Annotated in this window: 17 protein-coding genes and 1 pseudogene; 11 read left to right on the top strand and 7 right to left on the bottom strand. The window is 68.1% G+C overall.

Annotated elements, in window-relative coordinates; translation table 11 throughout:
- Positions 1–7 precede the first annotated feature (7 nt).
- Positions 8–1,591 carry a TerC family protein gene (locus tag H0523_RS26160; protein WP_054431508.1) on the bottom strand — a complete coding sequence of 528 codons (1,584 nt, stop codon included), beginning with the start codon at positions 1,589–1,591 and terminating at the stop codon, positions 8–10.
- A 197-nt stretch (positions 1,592–1,788) separates the two neighbouring features.
- On the opposite strand from H0523_RS26160, the gene H0523_RS26155 reads away from it, so the two are divergent.
- Both H0523_RS26155 and H0523_RS26150 read left to right on the top strand, forming a co-directional pair.
- Entirely contained in the window at positions 1,789–2,349 is a 561-nt protein-coding gene (locus tag H0523_RS26155) for a gamma carbonic anhydrase family protein (RefSeq protein ID WP_054431509.1), read from the top strand.
- A gap of 59 nt (positions 2,350–2,408) precedes the next feature.
- Positions 2,409–3,791, top strand: a complete 1,383-nt coding sequence (locus H0523_RS26150) for a dihydroorotase (protein ID WP_054431510.1) — start codon at positions 2,409–2,411, stop codon at positions 3,789–3,791.
- Between the two features lie 11 nt (positions 3,792–3,802).
- On the opposite strand, the gene azu is transcribed toward H0523_RS26150, so the two are convergent.
- Positions 3,803–4,252, bottom strand: coding sequence for an azurin (azu, locus tag H0523_RS26145; RefSeq protein ID WP_054431511.1), 450 nt, complete (start codon positions 4,250–4,252; stop codon positions 3,803–3,805).
- A gap of 383 nt (positions 4,253–4,635) precedes the next feature.
- On the opposite strand from azu, the gene H0523_RS26140 reads away from it, so the two are divergent.
- From H0523_RS26140 to H0523_RS26110, 7 genes are read left to right on the top strand one after another with little or no spacing between them, the layout of a single operon-like run.
- The gene (locus H0523_RS26140) at positions 4,636–6,795 is read left to right on the top strand and encodes a NosR/NirI family protein (RefSeq protein WP_054431512.1); all 2,160 of its coding nucleotides are present in this window, start codon (positions 4,636–4,638) and stop codon (positions 6,793–6,795) included.
- A 46-nt stretch (positions 6,796–6,841) separates the two neighbouring features.
- Positions 6,842–8,758, top strand: coding sequence for a TAT-dependent nitrous-oxide reductase (gene nosZ / locus H0523_RS26135; protein ID WP_054460505.1), 1,917 nt, complete (start codon positions 6,842–6,844; stop codon positions 8,756–8,758).
- Between the two features lie 5 nt (positions 8,759–8,763).
- Positions 8,764–10,074 carry a nitrous oxide reductase family maturation protein NosD gene (locus tag H0523_RS26130; RefSeq protein ID WP_054460504.1) on the top strand — a complete coding sequence of 437 codons (1,311 nt, stop codon included), beginning with the start codon at positions 8,764–8,766 and terminating at the stop codon, positions 10,072–10,074.
- Positions 10,071–10,976: an ABC transporter ATP-binding protein gene (locus H0523_RS26125; protein WP_054431514.1), complete on the top strand. Its 906-nt coding sequence runs from the start codon at positions 10,071–10,073 to the stop codon at positions 10,974–10,976. Before H0523_RS26130 ends, H0523_RS26125 begins: the two co-directional genes overlap by 4 nt.
- Positions 10,973–11,803 (top strand): ABC transporter permease, encoded by an 831-nt coding sequence (locus tag H0523_RS26120; RefSeq protein ID WP_054431515.1) that lies wholly within the window; start codon positions 10,973–10,975, stop codon positions 11,801–11,803. The genes H0523_RS26125 and H0523_RS26120 overlap by 4 nt, the downstream gene beginning before the upstream one ends.
- Positions 11,800–12,300: a nitrous oxide reductase accessory protein NosL gene (locus H0523_RS26115; protein WP_054431516.1), complete on the top strand. Its 501-nt coding sequence runs from the start codon at positions 11,800–11,802 to the stop codon at positions 12,298–12,300. The genes H0523_RS26120 and H0523_RS26115 overlap by 4 nt, the downstream gene beginning before the upstream one ends.
- Positions 12,301–12,337: 37 nt before the next feature.
- Positions 12,338–13,348 carry an FAD:protein FMN transferase gene (locus tag H0523_RS26110; protein WP_054431517.1) on the top strand — a complete coding sequence of 337 codons (1,011 nt, stop codon included), beginning with the start codon at positions 12,338–12,340 and terminating at the stop codon, positions 13,346–13,348.
- An 18-nt stretch (positions 13,349–13,366) separates the two neighbouring features.
- Here H0523_RS26110 and H0523_RS26105 read toward each other — a convergent pair.
- Positions 13,367–14,437: pseudogene (locus tag H0523_RS26105) on the bottom strand (PDDEXK nuclease domain-containing protein); the annotation flags it as partial.
- Between the two features lie 237 nt (positions 14,438–14,674).
- Entirely contained in the window at positions 14,675–15,460 is a 786-nt protein-coding gene (locus tag H0523_RS26100) for an inositol monophosphatase family protein (RefSeq protein ID WP_054417226.1), read from the bottom strand.
- A gap of 121 nt (positions 15,461–15,581) precedes the next feature.
- Here H0523_RS26100 and H0523_RS26095 point away from each other — a divergent pair, with 121 nt between their 5' ends.
- Complete coding sequence (locus tag H0523_RS26095; RefSeq protein ID WP_156333174.1) at positions 15,582–16,373, top strand: RNA methyltransferase; 792 nt, start codon at positions 15,582–15,584, stop codon at positions 16,371–16,373.
- Between the two features lie 69 nt (positions 16,374–16,442).
- Here the strand turns inward: H0523_RS26095 and H0523_RS26090 are convergent, their stop codons facing one another.
- The gene (locus H0523_RS26090; protein ID WP_054431520.1) at positions 16,443–17,432 is read right to left on the bottom strand and encodes a Bug family tripartite tricarboxylate transporter substrate binding protein; all 990 of its coding nucleotides are present in this window, start codon (positions 17,430–17,432) and stop codon (positions 16,443–16,445) included.
- Between the two features lie 161 nt (positions 17,433–17,593).
- On the opposite strand from H0523_RS26090, the gene H0523_RS26085 reads away from it, so the two are divergent.
- Positions 17,594–18,355, top strand: a complete 762-nt coding sequence (locus H0523_RS26085; protein WP_054431521.1) for an IclR family transcriptional regulator — start codon at positions 17,594–17,596, stop codon at positions 18,353–18,355.
- Positions 18,356–18,479: 124 nt separating this feature from the next.
- Here H0523_RS26085 and H0523_RS26080 read toward each other — a convergent pair whose 3' ends face one another.
- The gene (locus H0523_RS26080) at positions 18,480–19,313 is read right to left on the bottom strand and encodes a mechanosensitive ion channel family protein (RefSeq protein ID WP_054431522.1); all 834 of its coding nucleotides are present in this window, start codon (positions 19,311–19,313) and stop codon (positions 18,480–18,482) included.
- Positions 19,314–19,425: 112 nt separating this feature from the next.
- A partial coding sequence (locus H0523_RS26075) for a DUF1513 domain-containing protein (protein ID WP_180180196.1) occupies positions 19,426–20,466 on the bottom strand: 1,041 nt, incomplete at its 5' end.

The raw sequence follows: 20,466 nt of genomic DNA, 5'->3' as shown, positions 1-20,466 counted from the left end.
TCGGAGGCTAGTCATGAGTCAGCGACGCGTCTTCGTCGAGCGGCTCGGGCGCGCGCTTCTCGACGCGCACCAGGGCAATGCGGCGACCGTCCATTTCCAGCACTTCGAAGCGGAAATGGTCGTGGTGGATCTCGTATTCGCAGACGTCGCCCGGCTTGGGCAGGTGGCCGAAGCGCGACAGCAGGTAGCCCGCCAGGGTGGAGAAGTCCTGCGCGTCGTCGACCAGGCCCTCGGTTTCCAGCACCTGTTCGACATGGTGCAGGTCGGCCGCGCCGTCAATCTTCCAGATGTTGGGGCCGTCGGCGACGATGTCCGGCAGTTCGTCCTCGTCGGGGAATTCACCGGCGATGGCCTCGAACACGTCGATCGGCGTCACCAGGCCCTCGATGGCGCCGAACTCGTCGGCCACCAGCACCAGCTGGCCGCGCGAGCGCTTGAGGGTGTCCATCAGGCGCAGGATGCCGATCGCCTCGTGCACGATGATCGGGTCGCGCAGGCGGTTGCGGCGCACCCGGCCCTCGGTGATCAGGTCCGCCACCAGGTCCTTGGCGCGGGCGATGCCCAGCACCTCGTCGAGCGAGCCGCGGCAGACCGGGAAGAAGCTGTGCGGCGCCTCGGTGATCTGGCGCCGGATGGTGTCGGGGTCGTCGTCGATGTTGATCCACGACACGTCGGTGCGCGGCGTCATGATCGAGCGGATCGAGCGTTCGGCCAGGGTCAGCACGCCGCTGACCATGTTGCGCTCTTCCACGCCGAAGGCCGGGATGGCGGGGCCGTCGGCGCTGGGCAGGTCGGGTTCGTCGGCCGGCGGGCGCTTGCCCAGCATGCGCAGCACCGCCGAGGCGGTGCGTTCGCGCATCGGACGGCGCGCGTCCAGCTTGAGCAGGTTGCGGCGCGCCAGCTGATTCAACGCCTCGATCGCCACCGAGAAGCCGATGGCGGCGTACAGGTAGCCCTTGGGCACCTTGAAGCCGAAGGCCTCCGCCAGCAGCGAGAAGCCGATCATGAGCAAAAAGCCCAGGCACAGCACCACCACCGTCGGGTGGGCGTTGACGAAGCGCGTCAGCGGCTTGGAGGCCAGCAGCATGATGCCGATGGCGATGACCACGGCGATCATCATGATGGCCAGGTGGTCCACCATGCCGACCGCGGTGATGACCGAGTCCAGCGAGAACACCGCGTCCAGCACCACGATCTGCGTGACGATGACCCAGAAGCTGGCGTACACGCGCGGTCCGGAAGAGCCGCCATGCTGGCCGCCTTCCAGGCGCTCATGCAGCTCCATGGTGCCCTTGAACAGCAGGAAGAAACCGCCGGCCATGAGGATCAGGTCGCGCCCGGAGGGCGCCAGCGGTCCGACCGAAAACAGGGGGGTGGTCAGGGTGACCAGCCACGACATGACCGACAACAGGCCAAGCCGCATGACGAGCGCCAGGCTGAGGCCAAGGATGCGCGCGCGGTCGCGTTGCGACGGGGGCAGCTTGTCCGCCAGGATGGCGATGAAAATCAGGTTATCGATTCCCAGGACGATCTCAAGGACGACCAGGGTAAGCAAGCCGACCCACGCAGCGGGGTCCAGCAGCCACTCCATCAGGAGCTCCAGAAGTTACACGACCGGTAATCGTACCCGGAAAATGCGTGACACGCCGGTGACACGGGTCGTGCGGATGACGGATGGGCGAGGTTTGCATCCCCATCTCCGGCGCTTTTTGAGCGGGCGCTTTCGATCAATATTGTTATATTATAACGTTCCATTTAAACGCACCCGGCTCATCGTCAAGGCCTCCCATGATCCGCAAGAACCCGCGCGGCGACCTGCCGCAGATCCACCCCAGCGCCTTCGTCGATCCCACCGCCATTCTCTGCGGCCTGGTCATCGTGGAGGAAAACGTCTTCATCGGCCCCTATGCCGTCATCCGCGCCGACGAGATGGACGCGCAGGGCCGCATCGACCCGATCGTGATCGGCGCGCACTCCAACATCCAGGACGGCGTGGTGATCCATTCCAAGTCGGGCGCGCGCGTGCGCATCGGCCAGCGCACGTCGATCGCGCACCGCGCCATCGTGCACGGCCCCTGCGCGGTGGGCGACGGCGTGTTCATCGGCTTCAACAGCGTGTTGTTCAACTGTACGGTCGAGGACGGCTGCGTGGTGCGCTACAACGCGGTGGTCGATGGCGTCCGCCTGCCGCCGTGCTTCTACGTGCGATCGACCGAGCGCATCGGCCCGGACACCGATCTGGCGTCGCTGCCGCAGGTGCCCGCCGCGGCCAGCGAGTTTTCCGAAGACGTGGCGCGCACCAACAATGCGCTGGTGCATGGCTACAAGAACATCCAGAACGAGTTTTGAATGACGGCACACCCATCGGCCAAGCCCTTCCCCCTCACGCTGCGCCAGGAAACCTCCGCATGATCGACGCCGGGCAACCCTCCCGACGGCAGGCCGACCTGCTGGTGCGCGGGGGCACCGTGCTGCTGCCGGGCGGCGCGATGGCGCGCATCGACATCGCCGCGCGCGACGGCCGCGTGGTGGCGCTGGGCAGCCTGGGCGACTGGCGCGCGGACGCCACGCTGGACGCGGCCGGCCTGCATGTCCTGCCCGGCGTCATCGACAGCCAGGTGCATTTCCGCGAACCCGGCCTGACCCACAAGGAAACCCTCGAAGCCGGCACGCGCGGCGCGGTGCTGGGCGGCGTGACCAGCATCTTCGAAATGCCGAACACCAGCCCGCTGACGCTCACGGCCGTCGATTTGCAGGTCAAGCTCGATGCGGCGCGTGGCCGCGCCTGGTGCGACCATGCGTTCTACATCGGCGGTTCCGCGGTCAATGCCGAGCGACTGGCCGAGCTGGAAGACCTGCCCGGCTGCGCTGGCGTCAAGGTCTTCATGGGCAGTTCCTTCGGCGATCTGCTGGCCGATGAAACCGACGTACTGCGCCGCATCCTGCGCCACGGCCGCCGCCGCATGGCCGTGCATGCCGAGGACGAGGCCCGGCTGCGCGAGCGCAAATCGATCGTGCAGGCCAGCGGCGACATCCGCCAGCACCCTCACTGGCGCGACGTCGAGAGCGCGCTGATGGCCACGCGGCGCATCGTGCGCCTGGCGGCTGAAACCGGGCGGCGGCTGCACGTGCTGCACGTCTCCAGCGCCGAGGAGATCGTCTTCCTGGCCGGGCACAAGCGGCGCGTCAGCGTCGAAGTCACGCCGCATCACCTCACGCTGCACGCGCCCGACTGCTACGAACGGCTGGGCAGCCTGGCGCAGATGAATCCGCCGGTGCGCGAGCAGCGCCACCAGGATGCGCTGTGGCAGGCCATTCGTGACGGCGTGGTCGATGTCATCGGCAGCGACCACGCGCCGCACACATTGGAAGAGAAGGCCAGGCCCTATCCGCAGTCCCCCAGCGGCATGACGGGCGTGCAGACCCTGCTGCCCCTGATGCTCGACCACGTGCATGCCGGCCGCCTGAGCCTCCCGCGCCTGGCGGACCTGACCAGCGCCGGCCCGGCGCGCCTGTTCGGCATCGAAGGCAAGGGCCGCATCGCGCTGGGCGATGACGCCGATTTCAGCATCGTCGATCTCCAGGCGCGCCGCACCATCCACAACGCCTGGATCGCCAGCGTCAGCGGCTGGACGCCGTATGACGGCCTGCGCGTCACGGGCTGGCCCATTCACACCGTCGTGCGCGGTCATGCCGTCGTGCGCGATGAGGCCCTGGCCGACGCGCCGCCGCAAGGACAGCCGCTGCGGTTCCTGGAGGTTGCGCCCGCCTCCGCGCCCCTCGACTCCTGAAAGAGACGGACTCAACCGCCCAGCTTGAGCGTGCCCTTCATCATGGCCCAGTGGCCGGGGAAGGAGCAGAAGTAGGCGTAGTTCCCGCCCGCGGCGATCTTGGACACGTCGAACGTGACCGAATCGGATTCGCCGCCGCCGATAACCTTGGTGTGGGCGATGACGCGGGTGTCGCCCGCCTTGACGTAGTCCTGCGCCAGGCCGGCGCCCATGCCGTCGGTGGCGACGCCCTGCTTGTCGGCGTCCTTGGTCAGCACCAGGTTGTGGCCCATGGCGACCTTGGCCATCTTGCCGACGTGCTTCAGGTGCACGGTGAACTGCTTGCAGCTCTTGTCGACGACGATTTCCTTGACGTTGTACTGCATGGCGTCGTTGCTTTCGACGGTGGCTTCGCATTGCGCGGCAAGCGCGGGCAGGCTGGCGGCCGACAGCAGGATGGCCAGGGTGGTTTTGGCAAGCATTGAATCTTCTCCGATGACTGAACGGTGTATCTGCGCGTTGCCGGACTCCGCCCGCAACGCCACCGCGCACCAGTCTAGGAGGGGGACCCGGCAAGCCGCTTGATGCGCGTCAAGCGAAGCGCGCTTACCTGCGCACAGCCCTATGGTCAATAGGGGTATTACTGATTACGCCGACGATCTTGACAAACCGCAACGTGGACCCGCGCATCGATTCGTAGGATGGCTGCAAACCTACACCAACAAAGAGTCGAAGCATGCGCGGCAGTCAGGCGGCACATTACGGGGCACGTTGCGGGGCACATCACGGGACACATCGCGGCACACATCGCGCATTCCCCCCTTTCATCCGGGTCTTCATTTCAATTTTCCTGCTGTGCTGTACGTTGTGCGCGAACGCCGTCCAGGCGCAGCGGCTGCCCGACTTCCTGAAGACGGTTTCCATCGCCGACCTCTTCCCCGGCGCCGATCGCGTCGGCCCGCCCGAGGGCAAACCGATGACCGCGCGCGCCTATGCCGGCGAGCGCGCCCTGGGCCGCATCTACCTGACCTCCGACGTGGTCAACACTCGCGGCTATTCCAGCAAGCCCATCGATGTGCTGGTGGCGCTGGCGGACAACGGCCGCATCGTCGGCACCAGGCTGGTGGAGCATCACGAGCCCATCGTGCTGATCGGCATTCCGCAAGCCAAGGTCGATCACTTCATCCAGGGCTACGTCGGCCTGAACTTCATCGACAGCCCGCCGCGCCATGGCGCGCCGCCGCCGGTGGACATCATCAGCGGCGCCACTGTCACCCTCATGGTGATCGGCGACAGCATCACGCGCTCGGCCATCGCGGTGGCGCGCGCCTACGGCGTGGATGGCGCCGGCGCCGCCAGCGCCACGCCCGCCGCCACGGCGGCCACCGCGCCCGCGCGCCAGATCGATGACACCCGCGACGCGGTCGAATCGTGGCAGGCCCTGCTCGACGCCGGCGCGGTGCGCAACCTGCGCCTGGCGCCCGAGGACGTCAACCGCGTGTTCCGCGAATCGGGCCGGCAGGACGCCGCCGAACGCGGTCAGGAAGCGGCCGACGACGACGTCTTCATCGACCTGTACGTGGCGCTGGCAAGCGTGCCGTCGGTCGGCCGCAGCCTGCTCGGCGATGTGGAATGGCAGCGCCTGAAGGAACGCCTGAAGCCCGGCCAGCAGGCCATCCTGGTGTCGGGCAATGGCGCTTATTCATTCAAGGGCTCGGGTTACGTGCGCGGCGGCATCTTCGACCGCATCGAGATCATCCAGGACGAAGGCAGCTTCCGCTTCCGCGACCGCAATCACCAGCGCCTGGCCGACGTCGCCGCGCAGGGCGCGCCGGCCCTGCGCGAAGTGGCGCTGTTCGTGGTGCCGGAGGACGCCGCGTTCGACCCGGTCAAGCCATGGCGGCTGCAATTGATGGTGCAGCGCGTGCTGAGCGTGTCGGACAAGGCCTTCGTCACCTTCGACCTGCCGTACACCCTGCCCGACCGCTATACCCGCGCCGCGCCGGCCGCGTCGGCGCCGGCCCCCGAGGCGACGGCCGAGGACGCCGCCCCGCCCGCGCTGTGGCAGCAGATCTGGCGCGGCAAGACCGTGCAGGTGGCGATCCTGACGGCGGCGTTGCTGGTGCTGGTGGGCATCTTCTTCTTCCAGGACCAGCTGACCAGCCGGCCGCTGCTGCATGACCGGCTGCGCCTGGCGTTCCTGGCCTTCGCGCTGTTCTGGATCGGCTGGTACGGCCAGGCCCAGCTGTCCATCGTCAACGTGCTGACGTTCTTCTCGGCGCTGCGCACCGACTTCCGCTGGGACTACTTCCTGATGGATCCCCTGGTGTTCATCCTGTGGTGCGCCACCGCCATTTCGATGGTGTTCTGGAACCGCGGCGCCTTCTGCGGCTGGCTGTGCCCGTTCGGCGCGCTGCAGGAACTGGCCAACCGCATCGCCAAGCGCCTGGGGCTGCGCCAGGTCAAGGTGCGCCACGGTGTCAACCAGCGCCTGTCGACCCTGAAGTACGTGATCTTCCTGGTGCTGTTCGGCTTCTCGCTGTACGACCTGGCGCTGGCCGAGCGGCTGGCCGAGGTCGAACCCTTCAAGACCGCCATCATCCTGCGCTTCCTGCGCGACTGGCCGTTCGTGCTGTTCGCGGTGGCGCTGGTGGCCGCGGGCCTGTTCATCGAACGCTTCTTCTGCCGCTACCTCTGTCCGCTGGGCGCGGCCCTGGCGATTCCGGCGCGGCTGCGCATCTTCGACTGGCTGCGCCGCTACCGCGACTGCGGCAACCCCTGTCAACGCTGCGCCAAGGAATGCCCGGTTCAAGCCATCGAGCCGACCGGCGAGATCAACCCGAACGAGTGCATCCAGTGCCTGCATTGCCAGATGCTCTACCACCACAAGCAAAAGTGCCCGCACCTGATCCAGCAGCACGGCAAGCGCGAGCGACGCCGCGCCGCCGACAGCGAGCCCGCGGTGCAGGAGGTGGTGCTGCACCGCGCGCCCAACCCGAACGCGCCCGCGACCTCCGAATCCTGATTTCCGTTCCGCGGCGCGAGACGCCGTTCCTATCGAGGAGTTACCCATGTCCGACAAGAACCCCGACAAAACCGGCCTGAGCCGCCGCAGCTTCCTGGGAACCGCCGCCATCACCGGCGCGGCCGGCCTGGTGGGCGGCGCGCAGCTGTCCACCGCCCACGGCAAGGACGCCAAGGCCGGCGCCGCCGGCCAGAGCGGCCACGTCGCGCCGGGCGAGCTGGACGAATACTATGCCTTCAACTCCAGCGGCCAGTCGGGCGAAGTGCGCGTGCTGGGGCTGCCTTCCATGCGCGAACTGGTGCGCATCCCGGTCTTCAACCACTGCAGCGCCACCGGCTGGGGCCGCACCAACGAAAGCCGCAAGATCCTCACCGAAGGCCTGACGCCCGAGACCCGCGAATACCTCAAGGACAAGGGCGGCGTGTTCCTGAATGGCGACGCCCACCACCCGCATCTGTCGTTCACCGACCGCACCTACGACGGCCGCTACCTCTTCATCAACGACAAGGCCAACAACCGCGTCGCCCGCATCCGCCTGGACGTGATGAAGACCGACAAGATCACCGAGCTGCCCAACGTGTCCGGCGTGCACGGCCTGCGGCCGCAGCGCTATCCGCGCACCGGCTACGTCTTCGCCAACGGCGAGCACATCATCCCGCTGCCCAACGACGGCAAGGTCACCGACGATCCCAAGAAGAACTTCTTCGCCATTTACACCGCGCTGGACGGCGACACCATGAAGGTCGCCTGGCAGGTGCTGGTGGACGGCAACCTCGACAACGGCGACGCCGACTACCAGGGCAAGTATTCCTTCTCGACCTGCTACAACTCGGAGAAAGGCCTGACGGTGGAGGAAGCCTCCGCCAACGAGCAGGACTGGGTGGTGGTGTTCAACATCAAGCGCATCGAGGAAGCCGTCAAGAAGGGCGACTTCAAGATGATGGGCGGCGTGCCGGTGATCGACGGCCGCCACGGCTCCAAGTACACCCGCTACATCCCGGTGCCGAACTCGCCGCACGGCTGCAACGCCGCGCCCGACGGCATCCACCTGGTGCTCAACGGCAAGCTGTCGCCCACGGTGACCGTGCTGGACGTTCGCACGCTGGACGACCTGTTCGACGACAAGATCAAGCCGCGCGATTGCGTGGTGGCCGAACCGCAGCTGGGCCTGGGCCCGCTGCACACCGCCTTCGACGGCCGCGGCAACGCCTACACCACGCTGTTCATCGACAGCCAGATGGTCAAGTGGAACATCGACCTGGCCAAGCGCGCCTACAAGGGCGAGAAGGTCGACCCGATCATCCAGAAGCTGGACGTGCACTACCAACCCGGCCACAACCACTCCACCATGGGCGAGACGCGCGAGGCCGACGGCAAGTGGCTGGTGTCGCTGAACAAGTTCTCGAAGGATCGCTTCCTGAACGTCGGCCCGCTCAAGCCCGAGAACGACCAGCTCATCGACATCTCCGGCGACACCATGAAGCTCGTGCATGACGGCCCCAGCTTCGCCGAGCCGCACGACATGTGCCTGGTGCACCGCTCCAAGGTCCATCCCATCAGCATCTGGAAACGCGACGACCCCATGTGGGAAGACGCGCGCCAGATGGCCAAGAAGGACGGCGTCACGCTGGAGGACGCCGCCAAGATCGTGCGCGACGGCAACAAGGTGCGCGTCTACATGATGGCGGTGGCGCCGATGTTCAGCCTCAAGCGGATCGAGGTCAACCAGGGCGACGAGGTCACCGTGGTGGTCACCAACATGGAGGTGATCGAAGACCTGACGCACGGCTTCACGCTCGAAGGCCACGGCATCGCCATGGAAATCGGACCCCAGGCGACCTCGTCGGTGACGTTCACGGCGGACCGGCCGGGCGTGCACTGGTACTACTGCCAGTGGTTCTGCCACGCGCTGCACATGGAAATGTCCGGCCAGTTGGTGGTCCTGCCCAAGAAGACGGCGTAACGCCCATGACGTGCATCGCGAACCTGACCCGGGGCGGCAGGAGGACCGCCGCCGTGCTGGCCACGCTGGCCGCGCTGGGGAGCCTGCTCGGCTGGGCGCCCGCCGGCGCGGCGGCCACCGTGGCCATCGCCGCGGGCGCGGACCTGGCCGCGGCGGTGGCCGCGGCCCAGCCCGGCGACGTGCTGGTGCTGGCGCCCGGCAGCTACACCGGCGGCATCGTCATCGACAAGCCCCTGACCCTGCAAGGGCCGCCCGACCGCGCCGCCGTCATCGCCGGCACGCGCCGGGGCCGCACGCTGTGGGTCAAGGCCGAGGACGTAACGCTGCGCAACCTGACCGTCACGCGTTCGGGGCTGAGCCTGTCGGACATGGACGCCGGCGTGTTCCTGGACCGCGGCGCGCACCGCGCGCGGGTCGAACACAACGACATCCTCGACAACCTGGTGGGCGTGCACGTGTGGGGCCCCAATGACGCATTGGTGACCGGCAACCGCATCGTCGGCAACCGCGAGCTGCGCGTGGCCGAGCGCGGCAACGGCGTCACGCTGTGGAACACGCCCGGCACGCAAGTGCTGGACAACGACATCTCCGCGGGCCGCGACGGCATCTTCGTCAACACCAGCAAGCAGAACACCTTCAGCGGCAACTACTTCCACGACCTGCGCTACGCGGTCCACTACATGTACACCAATGACAGCGAGATCAGCGGCAACGTCTCGAGCGGCAACGATATCGCCTACGCCATCATGTATTCGCACCGCCTGGTGGTGCAGGGCAACATCGCGCGCGGCAGCCGCGAGCAGGGCCTGATGCTGAACTACGCCAACCAGTCGCGCATCACCGGCAACACGGTCGATGGCGCCGGCAAGTGCGTGTTCATCTACAACGCCAACCACAACGCGTTCCTCGACAACCGCTTCGCCAACTGCGAGATCGGCGTGCACTACACCGCCGGGTCGGACGGCAACCAGATCTCGGGCAACGCCTTCCTGAACAACAAGAACCAGGTGAAGTACGTCGGCACCCGCACGCTCGACTGGGCGGTGAACGGCCGCGGCAACTACTGGAGCGACAACACCGCCTTCGACCTGGACGGCGACGGCATCGCCGACACCGCCTACCGGCCCAACGACGTGGTCGACCAGCTGCTGTGGCGCGCGCCGGCCGCGCGCATCCTGCTCAACAGCCCCTCGATCTCGATCGTGCGCTGGGCCCAATCCCAATTTCCCGCCATCCTGCCGGGCGGCGTTATCGACAGCGCGCCGCTGATGCAGCCGCCGCCGCGCCCCGCCGCCCGCGCCAAGGAGACTCCATGAATACCGACCTGGTGACGCTGGCCGGCGTCAGCAAGCACTATGGCGCGCAGCGCGCCATCGACGGCCTCGACCTGCAACTGCGCCAAGGCGAGTGCGTGGCGCTGGCCGGCCACAACGGCGCCGGCAAGAGCACGCTGATCAAGCTGGTGCTGGGGCTGATCCGCCCCACCCACGGACGCGTCACGCTGTTCGGCGAAGACGCCCACAGCCGCGCCGCCGCACGCCTGCGCGACCGCATCGGCTACCTGCCGGAAACCGTCGCGCTGCATCCCTCGCTGACCGGCGTGGAGACGCTGGCGTTCTACGCCCGGCTCAAACGCCGGCCGCTGTCCGGCAACCCCGCGCTGCTGGAGAAGGTCGGCATCGCCGGCGCCGCCCACCGCCGCGTGGGCGGCTATTCCAAGGGCATGCGGCAACGCCTGGCGCTGGCCCAGGCCCTGCTGGGCGAGCCGCGCGTGCTGCTGTTCGATGAACCGACCACCGGGCTGGACCCGGCCTCGCGCCTGATGTTCTACGACATCGTCCACGAGCTGCGCGCCGCCGGCGCCACCGTCCTGCTCAGCACCCATGCGCTGTCGGAACTGGCCGGCCACGCCGACCGCATCATCGTCATGAAGGCCGGCCGGAAGATCGCCGACGGCGCCATGTCGGCGCTGCGCCAGTCCACCGGGCTGCCCATCCGCATCCGGCTGACACTGGCCTCGCCGCAGACCGGCACGGTGCTGGCGCGGCCGTGGCGCCGCCTCGACGCCTGCCGCTACGAACTGGCCTGCCTGGAACGCGACAAGGTCGACGCCATCCGCGGCATCGGCGCCATCGCCGCGCCCATCGCCGACCTCGACATCCAGGCCCCCAGCCTGGACGACATCTACGCCCACCTGCTTGAACGGGAAGACATATGAACGCCGTCTGCACCATCATCGGCAAGGAAATACGCGACGGCCTGCGCAACCGCTGGGTGCTCGCCACCGCCCTGCTGCTGGGCGCGCTGGCGCTGGCCCTGGGCCTGCTGGGCAGTTCGCCGACCGGCACCGTCAAGGCCGACCCGCTGACCGTCACCGTGGTCAGCCTGTCGAGCCTGTCGATCTTCCTGGTGCCGCTCATCGCCATGCTGCTGGCCTACGACGCGGTGGTCGGCGAAGTCGACCGCGGCACCATGGCCCTGCTGCTGAGCTACCCCGTGGCACGCTGGCAGGTGCTGGTGGGCAAGTTCATCGGCCACCTGGCGATCCTGGCGCTGGCCACCGGCGCCGGCTACGGCTCGGCCGGCCTGGCGTTGCAATGGGCCTATGGCGGCCTGGACCCGGCCGCCTGGCAGCCGTTCGCGCTGCTGATCGGCGCCAGCGTGCTGCTAGGCGCGAGTTTCCTGGCCATGGGCTACCTCATCAGCACGCGGGTGCGCGAACGCGCCACCGCGGCCGGCATCGCCGTCGGCGTGTGGCTGTTCTTCGTGGTGATCTACGACATGGCGCTGCTGGGCCTGCTGGCGGCCGACCAGGGCCGCCACGTCAGCCCCGGCCTGCTCAACGCGCTGCTGCTGCTCAACCCCTCCGACGTCTACCGCCTGCTCAACCTGACGGGCTTCGAGAACATTTCGCTGTACGCCGGCATGGCGGGCGTGAGCGACCAGGCCAGCCTGCCCGTGCCCGCGCTGGTGGCGGCGCTGCTGCTGTGGATCGCCGCGCCCTTCCTGCTGGCAATCGCGTCGTTCAGGAACCGGCCGCTATGAGACCCCTGCTGCTTTCCCTTTGCCTGGCCGCGCTGCTGGCCGTGACCGCCTGCGGCGACGGCGCCGCGCCCGCCGCCCCGCCGCCGCCCCAGCCGGTCACGTCGCAATCGGTCGGCCACTACTGCGGCATGGCCCTGGCCGACCACGCCGGCCCGAAAGGACAGATCTTCATCAAGGGCCGGCCGGCGCCGGTCTGGTTCTCGTCGATCAAGCAGGTGTTCGCCTACACCCTGCTGCCCGAGGAGCCCAAGGCCATCACCGCGATCTACGTGAACGACATGGCCACTGCCGGGCCGGACGGCGCGCCCGATCCGGCCGCCTGGATCGACGCGCGCCAGGCGTTCTACGTCATCGAGGGCCGCTTCGTCGGCGGCATGGGCGCCGAAGACGCCATGCCGTTCTCGCTGCGCGCGCCCGCCGAGGCCTTCGCCCGAGCGCACGGCGGCCGCGTCGTGGCCTATGCCGAGGTTCCGGAAGCCTATGTCTTCGCCCAGTAGCGCGGCCGCCCGCCGCCCCACGCCGCTCCATTCCGCCATGTCCACCGCCATGAATCCCCGCCGCCGCCGTTTCATCGGCATCGCCGCCGCGACGTCCGCGCTGGCGCTCGCCCCCCTGTCCTTGCGCCGCGCATCCGCCGCGATCGCTCCCACCACCTGGCAAGGCGTCGCGCTAGGCGCGGATGCCGAGCTGCGGCTCTACCATCCCGACCCGCGCACCGCGCGGCAACTGATCGCGCAGGCGCTGGCAGAACTGCATCGCCTGGAAGGCATATTCAGCCTGTACCGCGACGACAGCGCGCTGGCGCGGCTGAACCGGCAGGGCTACCTGGCCGATCCGCCCGCCGACCTGCTGCGCCTGCTTGGCGACGGACTGCGCTACAGCCGCCTGACCGATGGCGTCTTCGACCCCACCGTGCAGCCGCTCTGGCAGCTGTATGCCAGCCATTTCGCGCGGGCCGGCGCGGCAGCGCAAGGCCCGTCCGAAGCCGAACTGGCGCAGACCCTGGCGCGCGTCTCGTATCACGCCGTGACGCTGGACAGCCGTCGTATCGCGCTGCAACGGCCCGGGATGGGCATCACGCTCAACGGCATCGCCCAGGGCTACATCACCGATTGCATCACGCGCCTGCTCAGGCAAGGCGGGCTGGAACGCGCGCTGGTCGACATGGGCGAGATACGCGGGCTGGACCGCCGCGCGTCGCCCGGCGACTGGCGGGTCGGGCTGGCCGACCCCCGGGCGCCGCAGCGGATCCTGGCTTCGGTGCCCGTGCGCAACCAGGCACTGGCCACCTCAGGCGGCTACGGCACCGCCCTGGATGCGGCGGGCCGCTACACACACCTGTTCGACCCCCGCACCGGCGCCGCGCAGCCGCGCTACCAGAGCGTGTCGGTGATGGCGCCCAACGCCACCATGGCCGACGCCCTGTCCACCGCGTTCTCGCAGATGCCGCTGCAGGCGACCGCGCCGATCGTGCGCGAGCTGGGGCTGCGGGCGTGGTTCGTGCCGCTCGAGGGGGGGCTGGTGTCGCAGGGCGGCGAAGGGTGACCCAACGCACACCGACCGCCTGCGCGTGGCCTCCAGTTCCCTCTGCAGCAACGCAGCATCCGGCAACACGGTACGGTAGTTGGCTGCCATGACCTGGGTTGGCAGTCCGTCCAACGCATACTGCGCCAGCGCACGGCCCTTGTCCGCGCACAGGATAAGCCCCACCGGTGGATTCTCGTCAGCAAGCACCCAGTGCGCTTTCGCATAGTTGCAGTACATATGCATCTGGCCCACATCCGCGTGGGTCAAGCTGCCGAGTTTCAGATCGATGATGACCAGGCAGCGCAGCCTGCGATGAAACAGCAGCAGATCCACGCGATACCAGGTCTGGTCGATGCGCAATCGACGCTGCCGTCCCACGAAGGTGAAGCCGTCCCCAAGTTCCAGCAGGAAACCTTCCAGACGCTGCGTCAGGGCGGTTTCCAGGTCGGATTCCGAGTATTCGTCCTTGAGATCGAGAAACTCCAGCACATACGGATCCTTGATCGCATCATCCGGGGTGACAGCATCCGCGGGCATCGCGAGCGCTGCCTTGGCCAGCACCGCGTCCTTGTTCCTGGACAATGCCGTGCGCTCGTAGAACTGGCTTTCGATCTGCCGGTCGAGCTGGCGCACGCTCCAGCCGCCACGCAGCGCATGCGCCTCGTAGAACCGGCGAGCCTGGCCATCCTTGACCGATAGCAACCGTACGTACGCCGACCATGGCAGTGCGAATGCCTGGGCCAGATCGGATAGGTCGAATTTCCGAGACACTGTCTCGGAAATTGCAGATGGAGGATAGGCAAGGAAGAATCCCCGCATGTTCTCCAGGTTGTCGGCGCTGAATCCGCGTCCGAACCGGGCGGTCAGGTCAATGGACAACCGTTGAATCAACTGTTCCCCGTAGCCGGCCCGCCGCCTGCCTTTCTGCTCGGCGTCGACGATCCGTTGGCCGATCGCCCAATAACTCGCCGTCATCAGTGCATTGACCCGTCGGACCGCGGTCCGGCGAGCGCTATCGAGTAGTTCAACGATATCGCCGTGAATACCGGCATAGCCGGCCGGCAATGCGCCGGCCCGGCCCGGCCGCATCGACGTTTTTCCTGTCATGCGATCACCTCCGTATGAGGAAGACGCAGGCGCCTTCCTCACCGGCAGACCATTCGTTCGGTGCCGGGCACCCCGCGTCACTCCCGGCGTGACCTTAGCGCATGAACCCGGCCGCGGCCGGCCGAACCGTGAGCAATCAGTCCACCCCGGCCATTCTCGCAAGACACGCCGAAACCGCATCACCCAAAACAAAAAACCGGCGCGAGGCCGGTTTTTCGTGGACAGGCCGAAGCGCGCTCAGGCAGCCGGCGTCGGGTTCAGCGCCGACAGCATCTGCGTGAAGATCTTCGGGCTGGCGGCCAGCACGTTGCCGGAGTCCATCCAGCCTTGCTCGCCGTCGAAGTCGGCGACCAGGCCGCCGGCTTCCAGCACCATCAGGCTGCCGGCCGCCAGGTCCCAGGGCTTCAGGCCGACGCCGCAGAAGCCGTCCAGGCGGCCGCAGGCGACATAGGCCAGGTCCAGCACGGTGGCGCCCAGGCGGCGCACGCCAGTGCTGCCTTCGGCCATGGCGCGGAATCGGGCCGAGCCCTGTTCCAGGTCGCCCGAGTTGGGCCAGTGCGCGCCCAGCAGGGCCTCGTGGTAGCGGGTGCGGCCCGAGACGCGCACGCGGCGGTCGTTCAGGAACGTGCCGCTGCCACGGCTGGCGGTGAACAGTTCGTTGCGCGACGGGTCATAGATGACCGCCTGCGTGACCTGGCCGCGCTGGGTCAGCGCGATCGACACGGCGTAGTTGGGCAGGCCGTGGATGAAGTTGGTGGTGCCGTCCAGCGGATCGATGATCCACTGGAACTCGGCCTGGTCGGGGCCCTGCAAGCCGAATTCCTCGCCCAGGACGGCGTGATCCGGATAAGCGGCGCGCAGCGTCTCGACGATGGACTCCTCGGCGGCGCGATCGACTTCCGTGACATAATCGCGCGGCCCCTTGCGAGCCACGCTGAGTCGTTCCAAATCCATGCTGGCACGGTTGATAATGGTGCCGGCACGCCGGGCCGCCTTGATGGCGATGTTGAGCATCGGGTGCATAAAATTCCGTACGTATGCGGTGGGTAGGCCGCTAGCCGCCCTCCCGGGTCCGCCGCCGCCCCGACAGGGGGAAAACGGCCCAAAAAACCAGGAAGGCACTAAGCCAAACGTGCCATTTTAAATGACTCAAGCATTTTCACGCGTTCGCTTCATTATGGTGAACCCCAGCCACCCCGGAAACGTCGGTTCGGCGGCCCGTGCGATCAAGACCATGGGCTTCTCCGAACTGGTGCTGGTGGGGCCCAAATTCGCCGATGTGACCAGCCAGCCGGAAGCCGTGGCCCTGGCCAGCGGCGCCCTGGACGTGCTGGAAAACGCGCGTATCTACGATACCCTGGAAGAGGCGCTGGCGCCCGTGACCCTGGCGTTCGCCCTGACCGCCCGGGTGCGTGACCTCGGCCCCCCGCCCTGCGACATCCGCCAGGCGGCCGACCTGGCCTGCGCCCATCTGGCGGAAACCGCCGAGGGCTGTGCCGCCATCGTGCTGGGCACCGAGCGCGCCGGCCTCACCAACGCCCAGATCGGGCTGTGCCACCGCATCTGCCACATCCCGGCCAACCCCGAGTACAGCTCGCTGAACGTGGCCCAGGCGCTGCAACTGGCGGCCTGGGAGCTGCGCTACGCGCTGCTGGTGGACCAGGGCGCCGCCCTGCTGCCGGCGTCGACCGCGCAGGCGCCCTCGCGCGGCGCCGAGCCGGCTTCCGGCGAGGCGGTGCAGGCCTTCCTGACGCACTGGGAAGAGGCGCTGGTGGGCGTGCGCTTCCTGGACCCGGCCCATCCCAAGAAGCTGCTGCCGCGCATGCGGCACCTTTTTTCCCGGGTCGCCCTGACCCGCGACGAGGTCGACATGATGCGCGGCGTCTGCACCGCGATGCTGGCGACGGCCCGCCGCGACGACGATACAAAAAAATAGGGACGGGCATCCGCCCGTCCCCCGTCATCGGCCACCGGCGGTTGACCCGCCGCGGCACGAAGCGCGCGCTCAGTCGACCTTGGCGCCCGACGCCTTGACCACCGGCGCCCAGCCTTCCACTTCCGACTTGATGAACTGGCCGAATTCGGCCGGCGTGGTCTTGACGCCCACGGCGCCCAGCTTTTCGAAGGCCAGTTGCACTTCGGGCTTGTCCAGCGCCTTGACCATGGCGGCGTTGAGCTTGTTGACCACGTCGGGCGGCGTGCCGGCCGGCGCGATCAGGCCGAACCACGACGACACGTCGAAGTTGGCGAAGCCCGCTTCCTTCATGGTGGGCAGGTCCGGCGCGCTCTTGGAGCGCTCGGCCGTGGTCACCGCCAGCGCGCGCAGCTTGCCCGACTGGGCGTGCGGCCAGGCCGACGGCATGTTGTCGAACATGAACTGCACCTGGCCGCCGATCAGGTCGGTGATGGCCGGGGCGCTGCCCTTGTAGGGCACGTGCAGCACGTCGATGCCGGCCTGCATCTTGAACAGCTCGCCGGCCATGTGGATCGAGGTGCCGCTGCCCGACGAGGCAAACGCCAGCTTGCCCGGGTTCTTCTTGGCGTAATCGACCAGTTCCTGCACCGTCTTGACCGGCACCTGGGGGTTGACCACCAGGATGTTCGGCACCTTGGCGCCCAGCGCCACGGGGGTGAAGTCCTTCGTCAGGTCGAACGTGACGTTCTTGTACAGCGTCTGGTTGATGGCGCTGGTGACGGCCACGAACAGCAGCGTGTAGCCGTCCGGCGCGGCGCGCTGCACCTGGTCGGTGGCGATGTTGCTGCCGGCGCCCGGCTTGTTCTCGACCACGAACGACTGGCCCAGGCTCTCGGTGAGCTCCTTGGCCATGATGCGGGCGATCACATCGGTGGTGCCGCCGGCGGAAAAGCCGACCACGATGCGGACAGGTTTATCGGGATAGGCGGCCTGGGCGGAACCCATGGCGAAAGCGCTTGCGGCGGTAGCCAGTAGCGTGGCGGCAAGACGCCGCAGTCCAGGCTTTTGACCGGTCATCATATAGTCTCCGTGCTGATACTGTCCATTACATGGACGATTTGAATTATTGGATGCTGCATTCTGATCTATACACGAGAGGAGCATCAAGGTAGAGTCCACGCTACGGACTATGGTTTTCCCTTGACCAAGACGCAATAACCCCCAAGTTTTCAGAGAGTTGCATGCAAGACAGCGATGCCGCGGCCGCAGGCCCACGCACATTGCGGCGCGGGCTGGCCGTTCTGGCCGCCCTGCGGGACCAGGGGCCTGACGGCCTCAGCGTGACCGATATTGCCCGCCTGACGGGCATTCAGCGCCCCACCATCTACCGGCTGCTGGCGGCCCTGCTCGACGCCGGCCTGGTGCTGCCGGTGACGGGCACCAAGAAATACCGCGCCCAGCTGGCGGTGGACCCCGACACCCGATCTCGCGACCCGCGCGTGCGCCAGCTGCTGCCGGTGCTGCGGCGCCTGGCCGACCGCACCGGCGACGCCGTGTTCCTGGTGGTGCGCGACGAGGACGATTCCATCAGCCTGCATCGCGAGATCGGCAGCTATCCGGTGCAAATCCTGGCGACCTACGCCGGCAAGCGCCAGCCGCTGGGCGTGGGCTCGGGCGGCATGGCGCTGCTGGCGGCGCTGTCCGACGACGTCGCCCGCGGCATCGTCGAACGCAATTCCAGCCGGCTCGACGAATACGGCGGCATGACGCCTCAGGAAATGTTCCGCCTGATCGAAAACACCCGCGCGCGCGGCTATTCGGTGGTGGGCAACCACGCCGTGCGCGGCGCGCTGGGCGTGGGCTGCGCCCTGCTCGACAGCCATGGCGCGCCGCTGCTGGCGGTCAGCGTCACGGCCATCATCGACCGCATGCCGGCCCAGCGCCAGCGCGAGATCGCCGGCTGGATCAAGGCCGAATTGGCGCGGCTCGCCGTGCAGGCCTGACGCGGTCCGCACGGCCGCGCGCCGACGATGCCACGACCGCGCGCGGCATGATGTCCGCGCCGGCCACAATGAAAAAAAGGGCGTCCGCGCATCGCGCGAACGCCCTTTTCGTTGGCGCCGCCTGTCAGGCCGGGGCGCCGGTCTTGGGATTCTGGATCTCGCGCAGCGGGATCGGCGCCTGGAAGCCGGCGGCCTCCAGCGAGCTGCGGATTTCCTGGTACAGGCCCCAGCGCAGGTCCCAGTACTTGCCGGCCTCGGCCCACACGCGCACGTTCACGACCACGCCGTTTTCCTTGTAGTCCACCACCTTGACCAGCGGCTGCGGATCCTTCAACGCATTGGGGTTGGCCGCGACGATGCCCTGCAGCTTGGCCAGCACCGCGTTCAGGTCGTCGCCATAGCGCACCGGCACCGGGATATCCAGGCGGCGCGTCTTGTTGCGGCTGTAGTTGGTGATGGTGGCGTTCCAGACGGTGCTGTTGGGCAGCGTCAGGTGGATGCCGTCGACCTGGATCAGGCGCGTCAGGAACAGGCCGACCTCTTCGACCGTGCCTTCGGCGCCGGTGCTCAGGCCCACGTATTCGCCGGCGCGCACCGGGCGCAGGATCAGCAGCATGATGCCGGCCGCGATGTTCTGCAGCGTGCCCTGCAGCGCCAGGCCGACGGCCAGGCCGGCGGCGCCGAGCACCGCGATCAGGCTGGCGGTCTGCACCCCGAAGCGCGCCAGCACCGCGATCAGCGTGAAAATGCGCACCGTCCAGACCACGGTGCTGTAGAACATCGGCACGATGGTCGGATCGATCTTGCTGGAACGGGTGGCGATGCGCCGCACCCAGCGTCCCAGCAGCGCCGAGACCCACCAGCCGATGACCAGGATCAGCAAAGCGACCAGCAGATTGATGCCCAGGTCCACCAGCTTGGGCGCCCAGGCATTGAATTCCTTCAAGGCGTCTTCCATCGTTGTCGCTCCCTCTTGCAAAAAAAGACAGCCGAAAACTTTATCAGATGCGCTTGAAGGAATGGGCCGCTGCGGCCCCTCGTTGTGTCAAGCTTTGTAAGGACGCGGCCGCTCAGGCCGCGCCCGACGCCTGGCGAAAATGGTTGTCCCAGGCGCGCTCGCGCGACGGCGCCAGCAACGGCTGCTCGGCGCCCGCGGCGTCGGTGCGCAGCATGGCGCCCAGGCCGCTGCTGACGAGAAAGCCGCCGCCTTGCGCCGGCGCCACGCCGCAGCCATCGGCCAGCCGCGTCTCGCCCAGCCAGCGCCCGCTGGCCGCGTCCCAGTACAGCACGCGCCCGCCCACCGGGCTGGAGGTGGCGATGATGCCGCCGGCCGCGTCCGCCGCCACCGAGCCGACGTAGTTGCGCATCTCGCGCAGCGTCGGCGCCGGGCCGGCGAACAGTTCCGGTTGGGCGCCGCGCCGGTGACGGCCGACCAGGGCCGGCCGGTCGCCGGCGGGGCCCATGTACTGGCAGCCGAACCACACCGTGCCGTCGGCCGCCAGCGCCAGGTGGCGGATCGACAGGCGATGCAGTGCCGGCGCCAGTTCGACCTTTTCCAGCAGGCGGCCGCTGGCCGTGTCGATATAGGCCAGCGACGGCCGCATGGTGTCCAGGTTGAGTTCGAGCTTGCCGTAGTCGGGGTGGGTCAGGATGCCGCCGTTGGCCACGCACAGCGTCTTGCCGTCGGGCATCAGCACCACTTCGTGCGGACCGATGCCGCCGCTGTCGAACTCGCCGACGCGGCGGTAGCCGCCGCCCGGCGTGGCGTCATAGATGCCCAGCACGCCGCGGCCGCCGTCGAAGTCGTTCTCGGTCGCGGCCAGCAGGCGGGCGCCGTCGAAATAGGCGCCGTGGCCGAAGAAATGACGGTCCTCGGGCAATGGCAGTTCGAGCGGCGCGCGCTCGCCGCGCAGGTCGAACGCCAGGGCGAAAAAGCCCGGCTGGCGGCCGAACACCACGGCGCGTTCGCCGGCCGCGTCGATCGCGAAGCTGTGGCCGCGCGCGGGCATCGGCAGCACCCGCCGGTCGGCGCCGGCGGCATCGAGCACCACCGCCTCGTCGCGGCCGCCGCGCTGGCGCGCCGTCACGTACAGGGCCGCGGGCGCGTTGCT

The sequence above is a fragment of the Achromobacter insuavis genome (genome assembly GCF_902859645.1).
Classification (GTDB): Bacteria; Pseudomonadota; Gammaproteobacteria; order Burkholderiales; family Burkholderiaceae_B; genus Achromobacter; species Achromobacter insuavis.
This window is presented reverse-complemented; position numbering and strand designations above follow the sequence as displayed.

What these genes read in the sequence shown, in the direction of transcription:
- H0523_RS26100 (WP_054417226.1), bottom strand. Translation starts at nt 15,460, where the DNA reads ATGCACCCGATGCTCAACATCGCCATCAAGGCGGCCCGGCGTGCCGGC.
- H0523_RS26110 (WP_054431517.1), top strand. Translation starts at nt 12,338, where the DNA reads ATGTCCACCGCCATGAATCCCCGCCGCCGCCGTTTCATCGGCATCGCC.
- H0523_RS26095 (WP_156333174.1), top strand. Translation starts at nt 15,582, where the DNA reads ATGACTCAAGCATTTTCACGCGTTCGCTTCATTATGGTGAACCCCAGC.
- H0523_RS26120 (WP_054431515.1), top strand. Translation starts at nt 10,973, where the DNA reads ATGAACGCCGTCTGCACCATCATCGGCAAGGAAATACGCGACGGCCTG.
- H0523_RS26130 (WP_054460504.1), top strand. Translation starts at nt 8,764, where the DNA reads ATGACGTGCATCGCGAACCTGACCCGGGGCGGCAGGAGGACCGCCGCC.
- H0523_RS26150 (WP_054431510.1), top strand. Translation starts at nt 2,409, where the DNA reads ATGATCGACGCCGGGCAACCCTCCCGACGGCAGGCCGACCTGCTGGTG.
- H0523_RS26160 (WP_054431508.1), bottom strand. Translation starts at nt 1,591, where the DNA reads ATGGAGTGGCTGCTGGACCCCGCTGCGTGGGTCGGCTTGCTTACCCTG.
- azu (WP_054431511.1), bottom strand. Translation starts at nt 4,252, where the DNA reads ATGCTTGCCAAAACCACCCTGGCCATCCTGCTGTCGGCCGCCAGCCTG.
- nosZ (WP_054460505.1), top strand. Translation starts at nt 6,842, where the DNA reads ATGTCCGACAAGAACCCCGACAAAACCGGCCTGAGCCGCCGCAGCTTC.
- H0523_RS26080 (WP_054431522.1), bottom strand. Translation starts at nt 19,313, where the DNA reads ATGGAAGACGCCTTGAAGGAATTCAATGCCTGGGCGCCCAAGCTGGTG.
- H0523_RS26125 (WP_054431514.1), top strand. Translation starts at nt 10,071, where the DNA reads ATGAATACCGACCTGGTGACGCTGGCCGGCGTCAGCAAGCACTATGGC.
- H0523_RS26085 (WP_054431521.1), top strand. Translation starts at nt 17,594, where the DNA reads ATGCAAGACAGCGATGCCGCGGCCGCAGGCCCACGCACATTGCGGCGC.
- H0523_RS26090 (WP_054431520.1), bottom strand. Translation starts at nt 17,432, where the DNA reads ATGATGACCGGTCAAAAGCCTGGACTGCGGCGTCTTGCCGCCACGCTA.
- H0523_RS26155 (WP_054431509.1), top strand. Translation starts at nt 1,789, where the DNA reads ATGATCCGCAAGAACCCGCGCGGCGACCTGCCGCAGATCCACCCCAGC.
- H0523_RS26115 (WP_054431516.1), top strand. Translation starts at nt 11,800, where the DNA reads ATGAGACCCCTGCTGCTTTCCCTTTGCCTGGCCGCGCTGCTGGCCGTG.